Origin of the sequence: Salmonella sp. HY31 (assembly GCF_042604575.1) — a bacterium.
GTDB classification, from domain to species: Bacteria; Pseudomonadota; Gammaproteobacteria; order Enterobacterales; family Enterobacteriaceae; genus Salmonella; species Salmonella diarizonae.
This window is the reverse complement of sequence record NZ_CP170479.1, coordinates 4,122,907-4,139,046: the sequence shown is the minus strand read 5'-3', so window position 1 is coordinate 4,139,046 and position 16,140 is coordinate 4,122,907. Positions and strand designations below refer to the sequence as shown.

The following is a 16,140-nucleotide window of genomic DNA, read 5'->3' as shown; positions in this document are numbered from 1 at the left end:
CCTTTATATTGTCTTCACTGTCGCCTGACTGCGCGAGGTTTGCCCCTTTCTTTCCTTTTTTTTGTCGTCCCCGCTATGCGGTGAGGGCAGCGCACGCTCACTGCAGGACAACAGTAAAATCAGAAACAGTCTGTTTTTACTGATGTCTGGCGGTCGGAGCTGGTATCCAGTTTGACCCGGCATCTCGTTGGGCAAGGCATCGGGCCTTGTCCGGGGTTACTCTACTCCCGAAACGGGTATTTGCGCTTATGAAATCAATGAATATTGCCGCCAGCGGTGAACTCATCTCCCGACTCTCCACCCACCGAAACGTGGTGGCGCTGGACAGTACCGACTTTACCGATGTGGCCGCAGTCGTCATTACCGCTGCCGACAGCCATAGCGGCATTCTGGCGTTGCTTAAACGCACTGGTTTTCACCTGCCGGTGTTTATGCTTACGGATGAACTCGTCAGTGCGCCTGCCGGCGTTACGGCGGTAATAGGCGGTAACGCGCAGGAATGGCTGGAGCTGGAAAACGCTGCCTGTCGCTACGAAGCGGAGCTTCTGCCTCCCTTTTATGACACCCTGACCCAGTATGTCGACATGGGTAACAGCACCTTTGCTTGTCCGGGGCACCAGCATGGCGAATTTTTTAGAAAACATCCCGCAGGCCGTCACTTTTATGACTTTTTTGGTGAAAACCTGTTTCGTGCGGATATGTGTAACGCCGATGTGAAACTTGGCGATCTGCTAATACACGAAGGTTCTGCTAAACACGCGCAGAAATTTGCGGCAAAAGTGTTTAATGCGGATAAAACCTACTTTGTGCTAAATGGGACTTCGGCAGCGAATAAAGTGGTCACCAACGCTCTGCTAACGCGCGGCGATCTGGTGCTGTTTGATCGTAATAATCACAAATCCAACCACCACGGCGCTCTGATTCAGGCTGGGGCGACGCCGGTCTATCTTGAAGCGGCGCGCAACCCGTTTGGTTTTATTGGCGGTATTGATGCGCACTGTTTTGATGAAACGTACCTGCGTGACCAGATTCGTGACGTGGTGCCGGAAAGAGCCGATGCGCCGCGTCCGTTCCGCCTGGCAATCATTCAGCTTGGTACCTATGACGGTACCATTTACAACGCCCGTCAGGTGGTGGATAAAATCGGGCATCTCTGCGATTACATCCTGTTTGACTCCGCGTGGGTAGGCTATGAGCAGTTTATCAATATGATGGCGGATACCTCGCCGTTGCTGCTGGAGCTCAATGAAAACGACCCAGGGATCTTTGTGACCCAATCGGTACATAAGCAACAGGCGGGGTTCTCACAAACCTCGCAGATCCACAAAAAAGATAACCATATTCGCGGCCAGGCGCGTTTTTGCCCGCACAAACGCCTGAACAACGCCTTCATGTTGCACGCCTCAACCAGCCCGTTCTATCCGCTGTTTGCGGCGTTGGATATCAATGCCAAAATCCACGAAGGGGAGAGCGGTCGCCGCCTGTGGGCGGAGTGCGTTGCACTGGGCATTGACGCGCGTAAAGCCATCCTCGCCCGTTGCAAACTGCTTCAGCCCTTTATTCCACTGGAGGTTGACGGCAAGCCGTGGCAGGCATATCCGACGGAGAGCATTGCCAGCGATCGTCGTTTCTTCAGTTTTGAACCTGGGGCGAAATGGCATGGCTTTGAAGGCTACGCGGATGACCAGTATTTTGTCGCCCCCTGTAAACTGTTACTGACCACGCCAGGTATTGATGCCGATAGCGGGCGATACACCGAATTCGGCATCCCGGCGACCATTCTTGCCCACTATTTGCGTGAGAACGGTATTGTGCCTGAGAAGTGCGACCTCAACTCGATTCTATTCTTGCTGACGCCTGCCGAGAGCGCAGAGAAACTGGCGCGGCTAGTCGCGATGCTGGCACAATTTGAACGGCACATTGAAGACGATACGCCGCTTGCGGATGTATTGCCGACGGTTTTTCAGAAATACCCGGTGCGTTACCGCGATTACACCCTGCGTGAGCTATGTCAGGAGATGCACAACCTGTACGTTAGCTTCGACGTTAAGGATCTGCAAAAGGCGATGTTCCGCAAAGAAAGCCTGCCGCATGTGGCGATGAACCCACAGGATGCCAACAGCGCCTTTATTCGCGGCGATGTAGTACTGGTGCGCCTCAGTGAGGCGGATGGGCGTATTGCTGCCGAGGGGGCATTACCATATCCGCCGGGCGTACTATGCGTGGTGCCGGGGGAGATTTGGGGCGGCGCGGCGCAGCGTTATTTTCTGGCGCTGGAAGAGGGCATCAATTTGTTGCCCGGTTTTTCGCCGGAATTGCAGGGAGTGTACAGCGAGACCGATACCGATGGAATTAAACGGTTGTACGGGTATGTTTTAAAATAACGTTGCCAGCAGGCCAGATAAGGCGTTAATGCCGGATAAGACGCTTTCGCGTCTTATCCGGCCTGCGAAATCGGGCAACTATTAATGCGCGACGGATTGAGAACCCGCCGGAACGCGAACATGTTTATATTTGAACAAGGCTACGAACGCGAAGGCCAGCACCAACGAGTAGCCCGCGAAGATGAGCCACACGGTCTGCCAGTCGGTAATGCCGTTTTGAGTGTAATACTCCACCACTTTACCGCTCACAATGCCGCCCAGGATACAGCCGAAGCCGTTGGTCATCATCAGGAACATCCCCTGCGCGCTGGCGCGGATTTCCGGGCGTACTTCTTTTTCGACAAACACCGAGCCAGAAATGTTGAAGAAATCGAAGGCGCAGCCGTACACGATCATCGACAGTACCAGCAGGACGGTACCGAACGGCGTTGGGTCGCCATAAGCGAACAGGCCGAAACGCAGCATCCACGCCACGATACTGATAAGCATAACGTTCTTAATACCATAACGACTCAGGAAGAACGGAATGGTCAGGATGAATAACGTTTCAGAAATCTGCGAAATCGACATCATCACCGAGGCGTGCTGCACGATAAAGCTGCTGGCGAACAGCGGATCTTTATCAAAGCTATGCAGGAAGGTGTTGCCAAACATGTTGGTGATCTGGAGTTCCGCGCCCAGCATCATGGAGAAGATGAAGAAAAGAGCCATCCGCTTATTTTTAAATAGCGCAAAAGCGTCAAGGCCCAGCATCGATGTCCAGCTCTGGTTTTTCTGTTGGTTCGCCACCGGAATGTGCGGCAGGGTAAAGGTAAACAGTACCAGCAGAACGGAAAGCGTCGCGCCGATATAAAGCTGCATATGGCTCAGCTCGAAACCGGAGAAACTCACGCCCCACATTGCCAGAATAAAGCCAATGGTGCCCCAGATGCGGATAGGCGGGAAGTCAGTCACAATATCCATGCCGGCAGATTGCAGGCGGTAATACGATATCGTGTTGATCAAGCCCAACGTCGGCATATAGGCCAACGAGTTAAGCAGGATCACAAAGAACATCGCCCCTGGCGTAGTGACTTCCGCGGCCATAAACAGCGTGATGGCGCCGACGACATGGCACAGGGCATAGACCCATTTCGCGCTCAGCCATTTGTCAGCCACAATCCCTAACAAGGTCGGCATAAAGACGGCGGCAATCCCCAGTGAACTATAAACTGCGCCAATAGATGCACCGTCAAATTTTAAGGTGACGAACATATACGAGCCCAGGGTAGTGAGCCAGCTTCCCCACAGACAGAACTGCAGAAAAGAGAGTATTTTAAGCTGCAGCTTAAGATTCATGTTAATTTCCTCACACCTGAGAGCGGATGGGTGTTTTAAAAGGCACATTTGCCGTTGTGATTTGGTGTAATTCTATCAATGAGGGGGGTTTTTTTTGTTACCTGTGACAAATATTTGCAAACAATTTCTGATTGCAAAGCGAAAGAGTGACGTAGTTAACACTTTTCGCCTGTCCCGCCCCTGTTATGTGACCAGCCAGAGGCGGGAGGCGATGGTTTATCGGCGGCGATACGATCGCTGGGCAGAATTTACCTTATACAGATAGCGGCGCGACTCCGCAGACGGATGTCGGGTAGTTAATACCTGGTACACATCCCCCGGTGACATGCGGTTAATCATATTCGCAGCCTGAGTCTTATCGTTCGAGAATACGCGTAATACGCTGCCTGCGCCGCCATTGTAGGCTGTAATGACCGCATAGCGCCGCGACGTCGGATTCTCGATACCGCTCAGATACACATTATTCAACATCGCCAGATACGCTGTGCCGGTATCGATATTGCTGGCGGGGTCAAACAGGAAGTTGCGGCTTGGCGTGCCGGATTTACCCTGAGAACGGAACACATCTTTCCCGGCGCTGTGTTGCACCACCTGCATCAGGCCCAGCGCATCCGCGTGGCTGACCGCATACGGGTTAAACGAGGACTCCGTTTGCATAATCGCCAGAATCAGCGACTCGTCAACGCCGTATTTACGGGAGGCCTGGCGTACCATACCAATGTATTTATGCGCGCGTTTATCAAGGTGGTTAGGCACCAGATTAATGGTGATACTGTAAATAATACGCAGGCCGTTACTGCGGCTTTTGAGCCGCGTTTTCAGCAAGTAATCCGCGAATGTTGTGGCGCGGCCTTCCCAGCGAATAGGCTGACCGGTATTGTCGACGACCTGACCATACAGGAAGGGTTCTTTGGAAATTTTAATGTCATCGACATCGGAGTAAAGATCGACGGAGGTTGGATCGTCACCCATGAGCAACGTTTTAATAATGGCCCGGCGCAGATGTGCGGTAGGTTCCGTCCCGGCGATGGTTTCAACGGTAATGGTCCCATCATCAAAGTTGATGTGGCTGCGGGTCTGGAACTGGTCGGTATATTTGACGTAGTCTTTCGGCCCCGCGATCAAGACTTCCTTATATCCCCACAGATTTTCAATGTTGTTGGCAAATTGCCCCATCAAAATATCAAAGCCGTTGGTATCCTTGACCCAGGCTTCATTATACGTCTCGCCTTTTTTGGTCGAACTGGAACAGGAGATGAGCAACGGCGCAATAACAGCAAGCGCGAGTAATTTTTTCATCATTCCGGGAGTGCATGTTGTGTTGTCGTTATGCTACGTTGCCGGACAGCGGCGCCAGGGGCTTATCCGGCATAGTTCACTGGCCGAATAAGCGCAGCGTCATTCGGCAACGGGCCTATTTTTTATCTTCCGGCGTATAACCTTCGATATGAACGTCTTTCCCTTCGAACAGAAAGCTCACCATCTCCTGCTCCAGCAGTTTACGGTGCTCGGCGTTCATCATGTTGAGCTTTTTCTCGTTAATCAACATGGTCTGCTTATGCTGCCACTGCGCCCACGCGTCTTTGGATATCTCGTTATAGATACGTTTTCCCAGCTCGCCAGGGTAGAGCTGAAAATCCTGTCCTTCAGCGTCGCGTTGCAGGTAAGTACAAAAAATCGTTCTGCTCATAAGTCATCCTCTTTATCGACCGGGGCGTTAAACTGACGCTCCGGTACGTAACTGCTGTAACAAGCGCTCCACGGGCGCCGCCAGTCCGACTGACGGCGGTTGCGCTAAGTTATACCAGAGCGCGCCGCCTTCATCCATGCAGGCGTCCAGTGACGACACGGGAAGCCACATAGGCACAATATCCAGATGGAAATGGCTAAATGTATGGCGAAACGCGTTAAGCTGGGTCAAATTATCAGCGTTAACATGCCGTTGCGCCAGCCATTCGCGCAGTTCATCTTCACTGGCAAACTGCGGGAAGCAGTATAATCCGCCCCATAAACCGCTGGGAGGGCGCTGCGCCAGGAAAATTTCCTGATGATGCTGTAGCAGTAAAAAGTAGCTGGTACGCTCCGGTAATGTCTGTTTCGGTTTCTTGCCCGGATAGCGTGACCAGCTTTCATTCGCAGCGGCGATACAACCGCTTTGCAGCGGACACAGGGTGCACTTTGGCTTTGAACGCGTACAAACCATCGCGCCCAGATCCATCATCGCCTGATTAAAACGCTCCACGCCACTTGCGGGCGTTACTTGTTCGCTCAACGTCCACAGCGTATTCTCCACCTCTTTTTTTCCAGGCCAGCCGCTAACAGCATAACAGCGAGCCAGCACACGTTTAACGTTTCCATCAAGAATCGGATAATGTTTACCTAACGCCAGGGAGAGAATCGCGCCGGCGGTTGAACGCCCGACGCCGGGGAGCGCGGCGATTTCGTCAAAAGTTTGCGGGAATTCTCCACCGTGAAGCGTCGCCACCTGTTGCGCCGCTTTATGCAAATTACGCGCGCGGGCGTAATAGCCGAGCCCGGTCCACAAATGGAGTACTTCATCCAGCGGCGCATTCGCTAAATCTGTCACCGTGGGAAAGCGCGCCATAAATCGCTCAAAGTAAGGAATAACCGTCGTCACCTGCGTTTGTTGCAACATGACTTCCGAGAGCCATACTTTGTAAGGCGTCTTGTTAATTTGCCAGGGCAGCGTTTTCCGCCCGTATTTGTCGTACCAGTCCAGAACCTGGGCTGAAAATTGAGACGCTTGCATGGAAACTCATTCATTATTGCCGGGGGCAAGATTGCAGCACAGAGGCCGCAGGGTGTAAACCGGAACTTTCCGCAGTGCGCTTCATGCTTGCATCCGGCAACTAACTTTGGATAATGCCCGTTTTCAGAACTCAAACACAGCAGACTACACTTTTATGAAAAACGACGTCATTTCACCGGAATTTGATGAAAACGGCCGCCCACTGCGCCGTATTCGTAGTTTTGTTCGTCGCCAGGGGCGACTGACAAAGGGGCAAGAACACGCGCTGGAAAACTACTGGCCGGTGATGGGCGTCGAGTTCAGCGAAGCGCCGGTAGATTTCGCCACGTTGTTTGGTCGCGAAGCGCCGGTGACGCTGGAGATTGGTTTTGGCATGGGGGCGTCTCTCGTGGCGATGGCGAAAGCGCGCCAGGAGCAGAATTTCCTCGGTATTGAAGTGCATTCGCCCGGCGTCGGCGCGTGTCTGGCGTCCGCTCATGAAGAGGGCGTTGAAAACCTGCGCGTCATGTGCCACGACGCGGTAGAAGTTTTGCATAAAATGATTCCTGACAATTCCTTATCGATGGTTCAGCTCTTTTTCCCTGACCCGTGGCATAAAGCGCGTCATAATAAACGCCGTATCGTTCAGGTGCCGTTTGCTGAACTGGTATTGAGCAAGCTGAAATTGGGCGGCGTTTTCCATATGGCGACCGACTGGGAAGCGTATGCGGAACACATGCTTGAAGTAATGTCTTCTATCGACGGGTACAAAAATCTGTCAGAGAGCAATGATTATGTACCGCGCCCGGAATCGCGCCCGGTAACGAAATTTGAACAACGTGGCCATCGTCTTGGTCATGGCGTATGGGACTTAATGTTCGAGAGGGTGAAGTAATGGCAAAGAACCGTAGTCGTCGTCTGCGTAAAAAAATGCACATTGACGAATTCCAGGAATTAGGATTTTCGGTGGCATGGCGTTTTCCGGAAGGTACATCTGAAGAGCAGATCGATAAGACTGTCGATGACTTTATTAATGACGTTATTGAGCCTAATAAGCTGGCGTTTGATGGCAGCGGCTACCTGGCCTGGGAAGGGCTGATTTGTATGCAGGAAATCGGTAAATGTACTGAAGAACATCAGGCGATTGTGCGTAAGTGGCTGGAAGCGCGCAACCTTGAAGAAGTCCGTACCAGCGAACTTTTCGACGTTTGGTGGGACTAATAAGTACAGGGTCGGCATATGCCGACCCGCTTTGTCTTGAGGGAAAGTTATGATGCGCAAAACGCTGCTGGCGACAGTGCTAACGTTTACGGCGATGGCCGCTCACGCAGATTACAAATGCAGCGTCACACCGCGTGACGATGTGATCCTGAGTCCACAAACGGTGCAGGTGAAAGGTGAAAACGGCAACCTGGTGATCACGCCGGACGGCAATGTGATGTACAACGGTAAGCAGTACACCCTTAGCGCCGCGCAGCGCGAGCAGGCGAAAGATTACCAGGCGGAGCTGCGAAGCGCGCTGCCGTGGATTGATGAGGGCGCCCGATCGCGCGTCGAAAAAGGCCGCGTGGCGCTGGATAAAATCATCGCTAAAGAGGTGGGCGAAAGCAGTAACATGCGCAGCCGCCTGACGAAGCTTGATGCGCAATTAAAAGCGCAAATGAACCGCATTATCGAACATCGTACGGACGGCCTGACGTTCCATTATAAGGCTATCGACCAGGTGCGAGCCGACGGTCAGCAGTTGGTGAACCAGACGATGGGCGGTATTTTGCAGGACAGCATTAACGAAATGGGCGCCAAAGCGGTGCTTAAAGGCGGCGGTAACCCTTTACAGGGCGTGATGGGCAGTCTCGGTGGTTTGCAAACTGCCATCCAGAACGAATGGAAAAACCAGGAGAAAGATTTCCAGCAATTTGGCAAAGATGTCTGTAGCCGCGTGGTGACCCTGGAAGACAACCGCAAAGCGCTGGTCGGCAGCCTGAAATAATCTTCCCATTTTTAAACAATGGCGTAGATCGCATCTGCGCCTTTTTATTCTGTTTTTTCCTGTATTTTGTTACCCATCTCTAAAAAATCCTCTCTGTCAGATATATATCGCTAGTTAATCGTATGTCGTCACATTATTCGTCTGCAATATTGGGATAATGCGACCAATTGACATAACTGGAGATATAACATGGAGTTTTTCAGGAAAACGGCATTAGCTGCTCTGGTAATGGGTTTCAGCGGCGCGGCGTTCGCTTTACCGAATATCACCATCTTAGCGACCGGCGGAACGATTGCTGGCGGCGGTGATTCAGCAACAAAATCAAATTATACGGCAGGTAAAGTCGGCGTCGAAAATCTGGTGGATGCCGTTCCTCAACTGAAGGACATTGCGGTAGTGAAAGGCGAGCAGGTCGTTAACATTGGCTCGCAGGATATGAACGATGAGGTCTGGCTCACGCTGGCGAAAAAAATCAATACTGAGTGCGACAGTACCGACGGTTTCGTGATCACCCACGGCACTGATACGATGGAGGAGACCGCTTATTTCCTCGATCTGACCGTTAAATGCAATAAACCCGTGGTACTGGTCGGCGCGATGCGGCCCTCCACGTCAATGAGCGCAGATGGTCCGTTTAACCTCTATAATGCGGTAGTAACAGCGGCTGATAAACAGTCCGCCAACCGCGGCGTGCTGGTGGTAATGAACGATACCGTCATGGACGGACGCGACGTCACTAAGACCAATACGACTGACGTGGCGACGTTTAAAGCGGTTAACTACGGCCCGCTGGGTTATATTCACAACGGTAAAATTGACTACCAGCGTACGCCAGAGCGTAAACATACCACCTCCACCCCATTCGACGTGTCCAGGCTGACCGCGCTGCCGAAAGTTGGTATCATTTATAACTATGCGAATGCGTCCGATCTGCCGGCAAAAGCGTTGGTAGATGCAGGTTACGAGGGGATCGTGAGTGCAGGCGTGGGTAATGGCAACCTGTATAAAACGGTCTTTGATACCCTGGCGACCGCCGCGCATAACGGTACGGTAGTGGTGCGTTCCTCACGTGTGCCGACTGGCGCAACCACGCAGGATGCGGAAGTAGATGATGCAAAATACGGCTTTGTCGCCTCCGGCACGCTGAACCCGCAAAAAGCACGTGTTTTACTGCAACTGGCGTTAACCCAGACCAAAGATCCGAAACAGATCCAAACGATGTTTAATCAGTACTAATCGTTAAAGGCGGCTACGCTTATCACTCTAATTTTGTAGGTCTGATAAGCGTAGCGCCATCCGGTAGTTTGCCGGATGGGGCGCAAGGTCCTATCCGGCCTGCGCATTTACGGCATCATTCCGCTAAAAACAGCTCCAGCAGCGAATTTAAAAATAGCTTACCGTGCCGGGTGATCTGCCAGCTATCTTCACTCTCGGTCAGATAACCTTGTGTGATAGCCTCATCCATCTGTTGACGAATTATATCTTCGCTAAGCCCGGTATAGTCGACAAACTCGGCGCGAGGCGCGCGTTCCAGCAACCGAAAACGGTTCATAAAGAACTCAAAGGGTTTATCGTCATCACTAACGTTACGCTGGCTTTCCAGGTAACGTCCCTGCATATAACCGCGTGGGTGACGAGTTTTGGTAGTGCGCAAGATCCTGCCGTCCGGGAAGGTGACTTTACCGTGGGCGCCGCAGCCAATACCCAGATAGTCGCCAAAGCGCCAGTAGTTCAGATTATGCTGGCACTGATAACCGGGTTTGGCATAGGCCGACGTTTCGTATTGCTGATAGCCAGCGGCGGTTAATAACTGGTGGCCCTGGTCAAAGATATCCCACAGAGCGTCATCGTCCGGTAGAACCGGCGGACGCGAACCGAACAGGGTGTTGGGTTCAATCGTCAATTGATACCATGAGAGATGCGGCGGATTAAGCGCAATCGCTTGTCGCAAATCGTTCAGCGCCTCTTCCAGCGTTTGATCCGGCAATCCATGCATCAAGTCCAGGTTAAAGCTGCGTAGCCCAAGCCCATTTGCCAGTATTGCTGCCCGCATCGCCTCTTGTGGACCGTGAATACGGCCAAGACGTTTCAGCTTAGGCTCACTAAAGCTCTGCACGCCAATGGAGATCCGGTTTACGCCGGCGCGCTGATAGTCGACGAAGCGGTCGGCTTCGACCGTGCCAGGGTTCGCTTCCATGGTAATTTCCGCATCCGCCGCCAGATTCAGGCGCGCACGCACGCCGTCCAACAGCGTTTGCATCGCCTGCCCGGAAAGCAGGCTTGGCGTACCGCCGCCAATAAAAATGGTCTTTATTTCACGTCCTTGCGCCCAGGCGACGTCGGCATCCAGATCGCTTAACAGATGCTGGACGTAGTCGTCATGCGGCACCTCGCCCTTCAACGCATGGGAATTGAAGTCGCAATACGGACATTTTTGTACGCACCAGGGAATATGAATATAAAGACTGAGCGGCGGTAGTTTAGCCATTGCGTAACGCATCCAGCAGCAGCTTGAGTGCTTGTCCACGATGGGAAATCGCGCTTTTTTCTTCACGGGTTAGCTCTGCGGCGGTTTTGCCTTCAGACGGTACGAAGAAAATGGGATCATAGCCAAATCCACCATTTCCGGCCGCCTGGCGAGTAATAACGCCAGGCCAGCTACCGTGACAGACTATCGGTGTGGGATCTTCCGCATGACGCAGATAAACCAGCACACAATGGAATCGCGCCTGGCGTTTGTCGTCCGGAACATCCCGTAGAGTATGCAGCAGTTTTTCCAGATTTTGCTGATCTGTCGCGTCTTCGCCAGAATAGCGCGCGGAATAGATACCTGGCGCGCCGCCTAAAACGTCAACGGCCAGACCGGAGTCATCGGCAATGGCGGGCAGACCGGTCATTTTAGCGGCATGACGCGCTTTGAGAATCGCGTTTTCAATAAACGTCAGGCCGGTTTCTTCCGCGGAGTCGACGCCCAGTTCCGTTTGCGCTACCACATCAAGCCCAAAATCGCTTAACAGCGACGCGAGCTCACGCACTTTACCGGCGTTGCCGGTCGCGAGAACAACTTTTTGCATGGAATACCTACTCAGTTAACGCCGCAATTTCCGGCGGGATCTGTTGCGGGTGAATAATTTTTACCTGTTTGTGACGGCCCAGCTCGCCTTTTTCGATGACGATCTGACTTTTCGCCACGCGGAACTGTTTGCCGAGAAACTTGAGCAGATGGCTGTTTGCCTGACCGTCAACCGGCGGGGCGGTAATGGCGACTTTCACCTCGTCGCCATGTAAGCCCACTATACTGTCGCGGCTGGCTTTCGGCTGAATATAAAGCCGTAACACCAGACCGTCTTCGTAGCGAGTCACAGCACTCATAACGCCATCCACAACCCCGGCAGCAACATGTTGCCTGTCGCTTGTAAGACTTCAGCGATCCCCATATTAACGACATACAGCAGCAGCACCAGAACCATCGGCGAGAAGTCGATGCCGCCCATCGCAGGCAGTATACGGCGAATCGGGCTGAGCAGCGGCTCGGCAAGCTGAATCAATACATATTCAATCGGGCTACGACCCTGGCTCACCCAGCTCATGATGGCCATGACCAGCAGAACCCAGAAGATCAGCAGGCCGATTGTTTTAAGTAAGATAAGCACCGCGGCGATCCAGATAATCGCCTGAAACGTAATCACCTTAAACAGCACTATCGCCTTAATAACGCTAAGAATAAACGCCACCAGTAGGGAAGCGCTGTCAATCGGCCCCATTGGCGGGATAATACGGCGCAGCGGTCCGATAATGGGCTGCGTAATTTTCACCACGAACTGGGAGAAAGGGTTGTAAAAGTCACAGCGGGCCCACTGCATCCACACGCGCAATAATAGCACCATGGTATACAGCTCAATTACCGTTGAGAGCAGGAAGGTCAACGTATTCATGGCGTTCCTCAGTTTTCCTTAATTTTTTGTGTAATCACGAGCACCAAAGATAGCGGTGCCGATGCGCACCATTGTGCTACCTGCCGCAATCGCGGCCTCCATATCGTCGCTCATACCCAGAGATAAGGTATCAACGTCAGAGTAGCGCGCTTTCAGCCCGGCAAATGCTACAGCCATTTGACGTGCGACTTCAAACTGCCTTACATAATCTGACTCTGGCGCCGGGATCGCCATCAGTCCGCGAAGCCGCAGACGCGGCAATGCAGCCACCGCAGCGGCCAGCTCATCCAGTTCCGCCAGCGGAATGCCTGACTTGCTGTTTTCATCGCTGATATTAATCTGGATCAGAACATTTAGCGGCGGCAGATTATCCGGACGCTGTTCGCTCAGACGCGAGGCGATACGCAAGCGATCGATGGTATGACACCAGTCGAAATGCTCGGCCACCAGACGACTCTTGTTGGACTGTAAAGGGCCAATAAAGTGCCAGTGCAGGCCTTCCACTTTCGCTTCCTGAAAGTGGCGGATTTTTTCCACCCCCTCTTGTACATAATTTTCACCAAATGCCCGTTGTCCGGCGGCAATGGCTTCTGCGATGTCGCTCGCAGGTTTGGTTTTACTCACTGCAAGCAACGTAACTTCTTCTGAAGAGCGGCCGCAACGCGTCGCTGCGGCGGAGATTTTGTCCCGGATGTGTGCCAGGTTATGCGCGATATCGTTCATTTTCCGAGGATGTTTATATGAATATGGAAGAAATTGTGACGCTTAGTGTAAAGCATAACGTCTCGGATCTACACCTGTGTAACGCCTGGCCTGCGCGATGGCGCAAACAAGGACGGATGGAGATCGCGCCTTTTACTGCGCCTGATGTCGACAGGCTTCTGCTTGATTGGCTTAATGACGCGCAACAATATCAGTGGCGAACGCACGGCCAGCTTGATTTCGCCGTTTCGCTGGCCGGTACGCGGCGCCTGCGCGCCAGTGCGTTCACACATCAACAGGGAACGTCGCTGGCGCTACGGCTCTTGCCCGAGCGTTGTCCTGATCTGGCGGAAATCCAGACGCCGCCGATAGTACCAGCACTGCTTGCCAGTGAGAACGGACTGATTCTGGTCACTGGCGCCACTGGCAGCGGGAAATCCACCACGCTGGCGGCGATGGTGGGGTATCTTAATCAACATGCCGATAAACATATTCTGACGCTGGAAGATCCTATTGAGTACCGTTACGCCAGCAAGCGTTGCCTGATACAGCAGCGGGAGATCAACCAGCATTGCGCCACTTTCGCCGCCGGGCTGCGCGCGGCGTTGCGTGAAGATCCCGATGTCATTTTGCTGGGAGAGTTGCGTGACAGCGAAACCATTCGCCTGGCGCTGACAGCGGCGGAAACGGGACATCTGGTACTGGCAACCCTGCATACTCGCGGCGCGGCGCAGGCGGTGGAAAGATTGGTGGATAGTTTTCCGGCGCAGGAAAAAGAACCGGTACGTGGCCAACTGGCGGGCAGCCTGCGCGCCGTACTATCGCAAAAACTGGAGCCTGACAGGCAGGATGGGCGCGTGGCGTTGTTTGAATTACTGATTAATACGCCAGCCACAGGGAATTTGATCCGAGAAGGTAAACTCCATCAGTTGGCCCACGTGATACAAACCGGGCAGCAGCAGGGGATGATGACGTTCGCCCAGAGCGCGCAATGGCGTCAGGCGCAGGGACGGCTGTAGCGAGCATGGTTGCGTACTGGTTTTGTAAAGTGTTGGCTGGCGCGGTGGATAGAACGGCGTGCAGGCTTGTATCCTGGCGAACCGGCGTTAAAATCGCAGCTTTGTTAAGACCACAGCGAAGCCATTTAACGATGTCATCACAACCGAATCAAAGCCTGATAGATGGCATTCGCTGTCTGCAATATCTGGTCTCCAGCGACCGTGCTATCGGATGTCGCGAACTTGCCCGCTTGATGGATATAAATACCACGCGCGTTAATCGCCTGTTAATGACGATGGCTTCTATTGGACTCACGATGCAGGATGAGCACCGACGCTATGTACCCGGGCCAGGTATTCACGCTTTGGCGGCGCAGGCGATTCGCGGTTCAGCGCTGTTTTCTCATGCGTTCCCCATCCTTGAGCGACATGCGCCCAAAGACATCGTGGTAGCGTTAGGCGTGCTATGGGAAGACCAGATTATCTATATTTATCACTCTACGCCGGGTTCGCAGGTAAGTCAGGCGCTGGCGGGGTTTCGCATGTATCCGGCGTGGCAGTCGGTACCAGGGATGGCGTTACTGGCGGCGGAAAGCGATGAGGCGCTAATGCAGCGCTTTACTCCGGAGCAGTGGCGTAATCTGGCGCCGCATGTGGCACAGCAGCGCCAGCGGGGATACGTGCTGTGGCATCACGCTGACGGTGAAGTTTCTATGGCGCAACCGCTGGGCAGACACGCCGCAGCGCTGGCCTTTGCGGGAATGTGGCGGATTGATGAGGCGGAGGCGGCGGCGCGTTTACAGACGCTTAAGGCATTAAACCAGCTTATTGCCCAGTAGGCCCGGCAACCGTGACCGCATTATCCGGCCTGCTGACAAAAACGGCTTTAATACCCCTGTTCAAAATAGCTTTCGAGGATAATCACGGCGGACGCCGAGTCCACTTTGCCCTTGTTCAGGGCGCGATACCCACCTTGTTCAAACAGACCGGAGCGCGCTTCAACGGTGCTGAGTCGTTCATCGTGAAGCGTGACAGTTACCCCGAAACGCCCATGAATACGGTTGGCGAATTTACGTGCTCGCGCCGTCAGCAGTTGTTCAGTGCCATCCATATTGAGCGGTAGTCCGACAATAATTTCGTCCGGCTGCCACTCTTTCAGCAAACGTTCAATGAGCGTCCAGTCAGGCGTGCCATCCTGTGCTTTGAGTGCCGGAAGCGGACGGGCGGTGCCGGTAATGCGTTGTCCTATTGCAACGCCGATACTTTTTGTGCCGAAGTCAAAGGCCAGTAAGGTGCCGCTCATCAGGCATGCCCCGCAACGCCAGGCATGGTAAGAATATCAATGCCAATAAGTTTCGCCGCTTCGCGCCAGCGCTCGGCAATGGGGGTTTTGAATAAAATATTGAGATCGGCAGGCGCGGTAAGCCAGGCGTTATCAAGCAGTTCCTGCTCAAGCTGGCCTTTATCCCAGGAGGCGTAGCCCAGCGCGACCAGCACATCGGAAGGCTGCTGTTGCGTACCTAACGTTTCCAGCACATCGCGGGAGGTGGTAATCACGGTATTGTCTGAGATACGAATACTGGATGCGAAACGTGACGGCGGAGTATGCAGAATAAACCCACGATCTTCCGCCAGCGGGCCACCCAGCATCACGGCTTTATCAAGGCGCATCGCCGGATCGCGCGGTTCCGGCGTAATTTTCAGTTTTTCCAGAATCCCTTCAATTTTCAGGTTTTCCAAAGGTTTATTAACAATAATCCCCATAGCGCCGTCCTGGTTGTGCTCGCAAACATACACCACGGAACGGCGGAAAATCGGGTCCTGGAGCGCAGGCATGGCAATAAGAAAGTGATGCTGTAAATTCATTGTCAGAGGTTCTGTTTCCTGGTTCAAAAAAGCGACAGCGTTCAGTATGTGGGGAAAGCGGACGGTTGTCACTCATATAAGCCGTCTTTTGCCGAAGGGCGGCTGCGCCTTATTGGGCAATAGATTGCCGGATGGCTACGCTGACGCGCCTTATCCGATCTGGGCTGCGTGATTGCGC

At 53.2% G+C, this 16,140-nt stretch carries 18 protein-coding genes; 7 read left to right on the top strand and 11 right to left on the bottom strand.

Going from position 1 to position 16,140, the window contains the following annotated elements:
• The first annotated feature begins 248 nt into the window (after positions 1-248).
• Complete coding sequence (locus ACE15A_RS19720) at positions 249-2,384, top strand: ornithine decarboxylase (RefSeq protein ID WP_129382501.1); 2,136 nt, start codon at positions 249-251, stop codon at positions 2,382-2,384.
• Positions 2,385-2,465: 81 nt separating this feature from the next.
• Here ACE15A_RS19720 and ACE15A_RS19715 read toward each other — a convergent pair whose 3' ends face one another.
• The 4 genes from ACE15A_RS19715 to mutY form a co-directional block, all read right to left on the bottom strand.
• Positions 2,466-3,722 carry a nucleoside permease gene (locus ACE15A_RS19715; RefSeq protein ID WP_053508155.1) on the bottom strand — a complete coding sequence of 419 codons (1,257 nt, stop codon included), beginning with the start codon at positions 3,720-3,722 and terminating at the stop codon, positions 2,466-2,468.
• 216 nt (positions 3,723-3,938) lie between these two features.
• The gene (gene mltC / locus ACE15A_RS19710) at positions 3,939-5,024 is read right to left on the bottom strand and encodes a membrane-bound lytic murein transglycosylase MltC (RefSeq protein WP_044136154.1); all 1,086 of its coding nucleotides are present in this window, start codon (positions 5,022-5,024) and stop codon (positions 3,939-3,941) included.
• 112 nt (positions 5,025-5,136) lie between these two features.
• Positions 5,137-5,412, bottom strand: coding sequence for an oxidative damage protection protein (locus ACE15A_RS19705; RefSeq protein ID WP_000091706.1), 276 nt, complete (start codon positions 5,410-5,412; stop codon positions 5,137-5,139).
• Between the two features lie 27 nt (positions 5,413-5,439).
• A complete protein-coding gene (gene mutY / locus ACE15A_RS19700; protein ID WP_053508154.1) occupies positions 5,440-6,492 on the bottom strand; it encodes an A/G-specific adenine glycosylase in 1,053 nt (350 codons plus the stop codon).
• A gap of 154 nt (positions 6,493-6,646) precedes the next feature.
• Between mutY and trmB the strand changes: the two genes are divergently transcribed.
• From trmB to ansB, 4 genes are all read left to right on the top strand, one after another.
• Entirely contained in the window at positions 6,647-7,366 is a 720-nt protein-coding gene (gene trmB / locus ACE15A_RS19695; protein ID WP_023247100.1) for a tRNA (guanosine(46)-N7)-methyltransferase TrmB, read from the top strand.
• Entirely contained in the window at positions 7,366-7,692 is a 327-nt protein-coding gene (locus tag ACE15A_RS19690; RefSeq protein ID WP_001107559.1) for a YggL family protein, read from the top strand. The genes trmB and ACE15A_RS19690 overlap by 1 nt, the downstream gene beginning before the upstream one ends.
• A 49-nt stretch (positions 7,693-7,741) precedes the next feature.
• On the top strand, positions 7,742-8,461 hold the full coding sequence (locus ACE15A_RS19685) for a DUF2884 domain-containing protein (RefSeq protein WP_053508153.1): 720 nt from the start codon (positions 7,742-7,744) through the stop codon (positions 8,459-8,461).
• A gap of 189 nt (positions 8,462-8,650) precedes the next feature.
• On the top strand, positions 8,651-9,697 hold the full coding sequence (gene ansB / locus ACE15A_RS19680; protein ID WP_053508152.1) for an L-asparaginase 2: 1,047 nt from the start codon (positions 8,651-8,653) through the stop codon (positions 9,695-9,697).
• Between the two features lie 115 nt (positions 9,698-9,812).
• Here ansB and hemW read toward each other — a convergent pair whose 3' ends face one another.
• From hemW to ACE15A_RS19655, 5 genes are read right to left on the bottom strand one after another with little or no spacing between them, the layout of a single operon-like run.
• A complete protein-coding gene (gene hemW / locus ACE15A_RS19675) occupies positions 9,813-10,949 on the bottom strand; it encodes a radical SAM family heme chaperone HemW (RefSeq protein WP_053508151.1) in 1,137 nt (378 codons plus the stop codon).
• On the bottom strand, positions 10,942-11,535 hold the full coding sequence (locus tag ACE15A_RS19670; RefSeq protein ID WP_001174766.1) for an XTP/dITP diphosphatase: 594 nt from the start codon (positions 11,533-11,535) through the stop codon (positions 10,942-10,944). The genes hemW and ACE15A_RS19670 overlap by 8 nt, the downstream gene beginning before the upstream one ends.
• A 7-nt stretch (positions 11,536-11,542) precedes the next feature.
• Complete coding sequence (yggU, locus tag ACE15A_RS19665; protein ID WP_129382500.1) at positions 11,543-11,833, bottom strand: DUF167 family protein YggU; 291 nt, start codon at positions 11,831-11,833, stop codon at positions 11,543-11,545.
• Complete coding sequence (locus ACE15A_RS19660) at positions 11,830-12,396, bottom strand: YggT family protein (RefSeq protein WP_001094848.1); 567 nt, start codon at positions 12,394-12,396, stop codon at positions 11,830-11,832. The genes yggU and ACE15A_RS19660 overlap by 4 nt, the downstream gene beginning before the upstream one ends.
• Positions 12,397-12,414: 18 nt before the next feature.
• Positions 12,415-13,119: a YggS family pyridoxal phosphate-dependent enzyme gene (locus tag ACE15A_RS19655; protein WP_023247105.1), complete on the bottom strand. Its 705-nt coding sequence runs from the start codon at positions 13,117-13,119 to the stop codon at positions 12,415-12,417.
• Between the two features lie 17 nt (positions 13,120-13,136).
• On the opposite strand from ACE15A_RS19655, the gene ACE15A_RS19650 reads away from it, so the two are divergent.
• Entirely contained in the window at positions 13,137-14,117 is a 981-nt protein-coding gene (locus tag ACE15A_RS19650; protein ID WP_023247106.1) for a type IV pilus twitching motility protein PilT, read from the top strand.
• Positions 14,118-14,248: 131 nt separating this feature from the next.
• A complete protein-coding gene (locus ACE15A_RS19645) occupies positions 14,249-14,935 on the top strand; it encodes an IclR family transcriptional regulator (RefSeq protein WP_023247107.1) in 687 nt (228 codons plus the stop codon).
• A 47-nt stretch (positions 14,936-14,982) separates the two neighbouring features.
• Here the strand turns inward: ACE15A_RS19645 and ruvX are convergent, their stop codons facing one another.
• Together ruvX and ACE15A_RS19635 are read right to left on the bottom strand one after the other, a co-directional pair.
• Positions 14,983-15,399: a Holliday junction resolvase RuvX gene (ruvX, locus tag ACE15A_RS19640; RefSeq protein ID WP_023247108.1), complete on the bottom strand. Its 417-nt coding sequence runs from the start codon at positions 15,397-15,399 to the stop codon at positions 14,983-14,985.
• Entirely contained in the window at positions 15,399-15,962 is a 564-nt protein-coding gene (locus tag ACE15A_RS19635; RefSeq protein ID WP_053508147.1) for a YqgE/AlgH family protein, read from the bottom strand. Before ACE15A_RS19635 ends, ruvX begins: the two co-directional genes overlap by 1 nt.
• Between the last annotated feature and the right edge of the window lie 178 nt (positions 15,963-16,140).

Excerpts from the sequence above, each read along its gene's own strand:
- ACE15A_RS19720 (WP_129382501.1), top strand. The coding sequence starts at position 249 with ATGAAATCAATGAATATTGCCGCCAGCGGTGAACTCATCTCCCGACTC.
- ACE15A_RS19715 (WP_053508155.1), bottom strand. The coding sequence starts at position 3,722 with ATGAATCTTAAGCTGCAGCTTAAAATACTCTCTTTTCTGCAGTTCTGT.
- mltC (WP_044136154.1), bottom strand. The coding sequence starts at position 5,024 with ATGATGAAAAAATTACTCGCGCTTGCTGTTATTGCGCCGTTGCTCATC.
- ACE15A_RS19705 (WP_000091706.1), bottom strand. The coding sequence starts at position 5,412 with ATGAGCAGAACGATTTTTTGTACTTACCTGCAACGCGACGCTGAAGGA.
- mutY (WP_053508154.1), bottom strand. The coding sequence starts at position 6,492 with ATGCAAGCGTCTCAATTTTCAGCCCAGGTTCTGGACTGGTACGACAAA.
- trmB (WP_023247100.1), top strand. The coding sequence starts at position 6,647 with ATGAAAAACGACGTCATTTCACCGGAATTTGATGAAAACGGCCGCCCA.
- ACE15A_RS19690 (WP_001107559.1), top strand. The coding sequence starts at position 7,366 with ATGGCAAAGAACCGTAGTCGTCGTCTGCGTAAAAAAATGCACATTGAC.
- ACE15A_RS19685 (WP_053508153.1), top strand. The coding sequence starts at position 7,742 with ATGATGCGCAAAACGCTGCTGGCGACAGTGCTAACGTTTACGGCGATG.
- ansB (WP_053508152.1), top strand. The coding sequence starts at position 8,651 with ATGGAGTTTTTCAGGAAAACGGCATTAGCTGCTCTGGTAATGGGTTTC.
- hemW (WP_053508151.1), bottom strand. The coding sequence starts at position 10,949 with ATGGCTAAACTACCGCCGCTCAGTCTTTATATTCATATTCCCTGGTGC.
- ACE15A_RS19670 (WP_001174766.1), bottom strand. The coding sequence starts at position 11,535 with ATGCAAAAAGTTGTTCTCGCGACCGGCAACGCCGGTAAAGTGCGTGAG.
- yggU (WP_129382500.1), bottom strand. The coding sequence starts at position 11,833 with ATGAGTGCTGTGACTCGCTACGAAGACGGTCTGGTGTTACGGCTTTAT.
- ACE15A_RS19660 (WP_001094848.1), bottom strand. The coding sequence starts at position 12,396 with ATGAATACGTTGACCTTCCTGCTCTCAACGGTAATTGAGCTGTATACC.
- ACE15A_RS19655 (WP_023247105.1), bottom strand. The coding sequence starts at position 13,119 with ATGAACGATATCGCGCATAACCTGGCACACATCCGGGACAAAATCTCC.
- ACE15A_RS19650 (WP_023247106.1), top strand. The coding sequence starts at position 13,137 with ATGAATATGGAAGAAATTGTGACGCTTAGTGTAAAGCATAACGTCTCG.
- ACE15A_RS19645 (WP_023247107.1), top strand. The coding sequence starts at position 14,249 with ATGTCATCACAACCGAATCAAAGCCTGATAGATGGCATTCGCTGTCTG.
- ruvX (WP_023247108.1), bottom strand. The coding sequence starts at position 15,399 with ATGAGCGGCACCTTACTGGCCTTTGACTTCGGCACAAAAAGTATCGGC.
- ACE15A_RS19635 (WP_053508147.1), bottom strand. The coding sequence starts at position 15,962 with ATGAATTTACAGCATCACTTTCTTATTGCCATGCCTGCGCTCCAGGAC.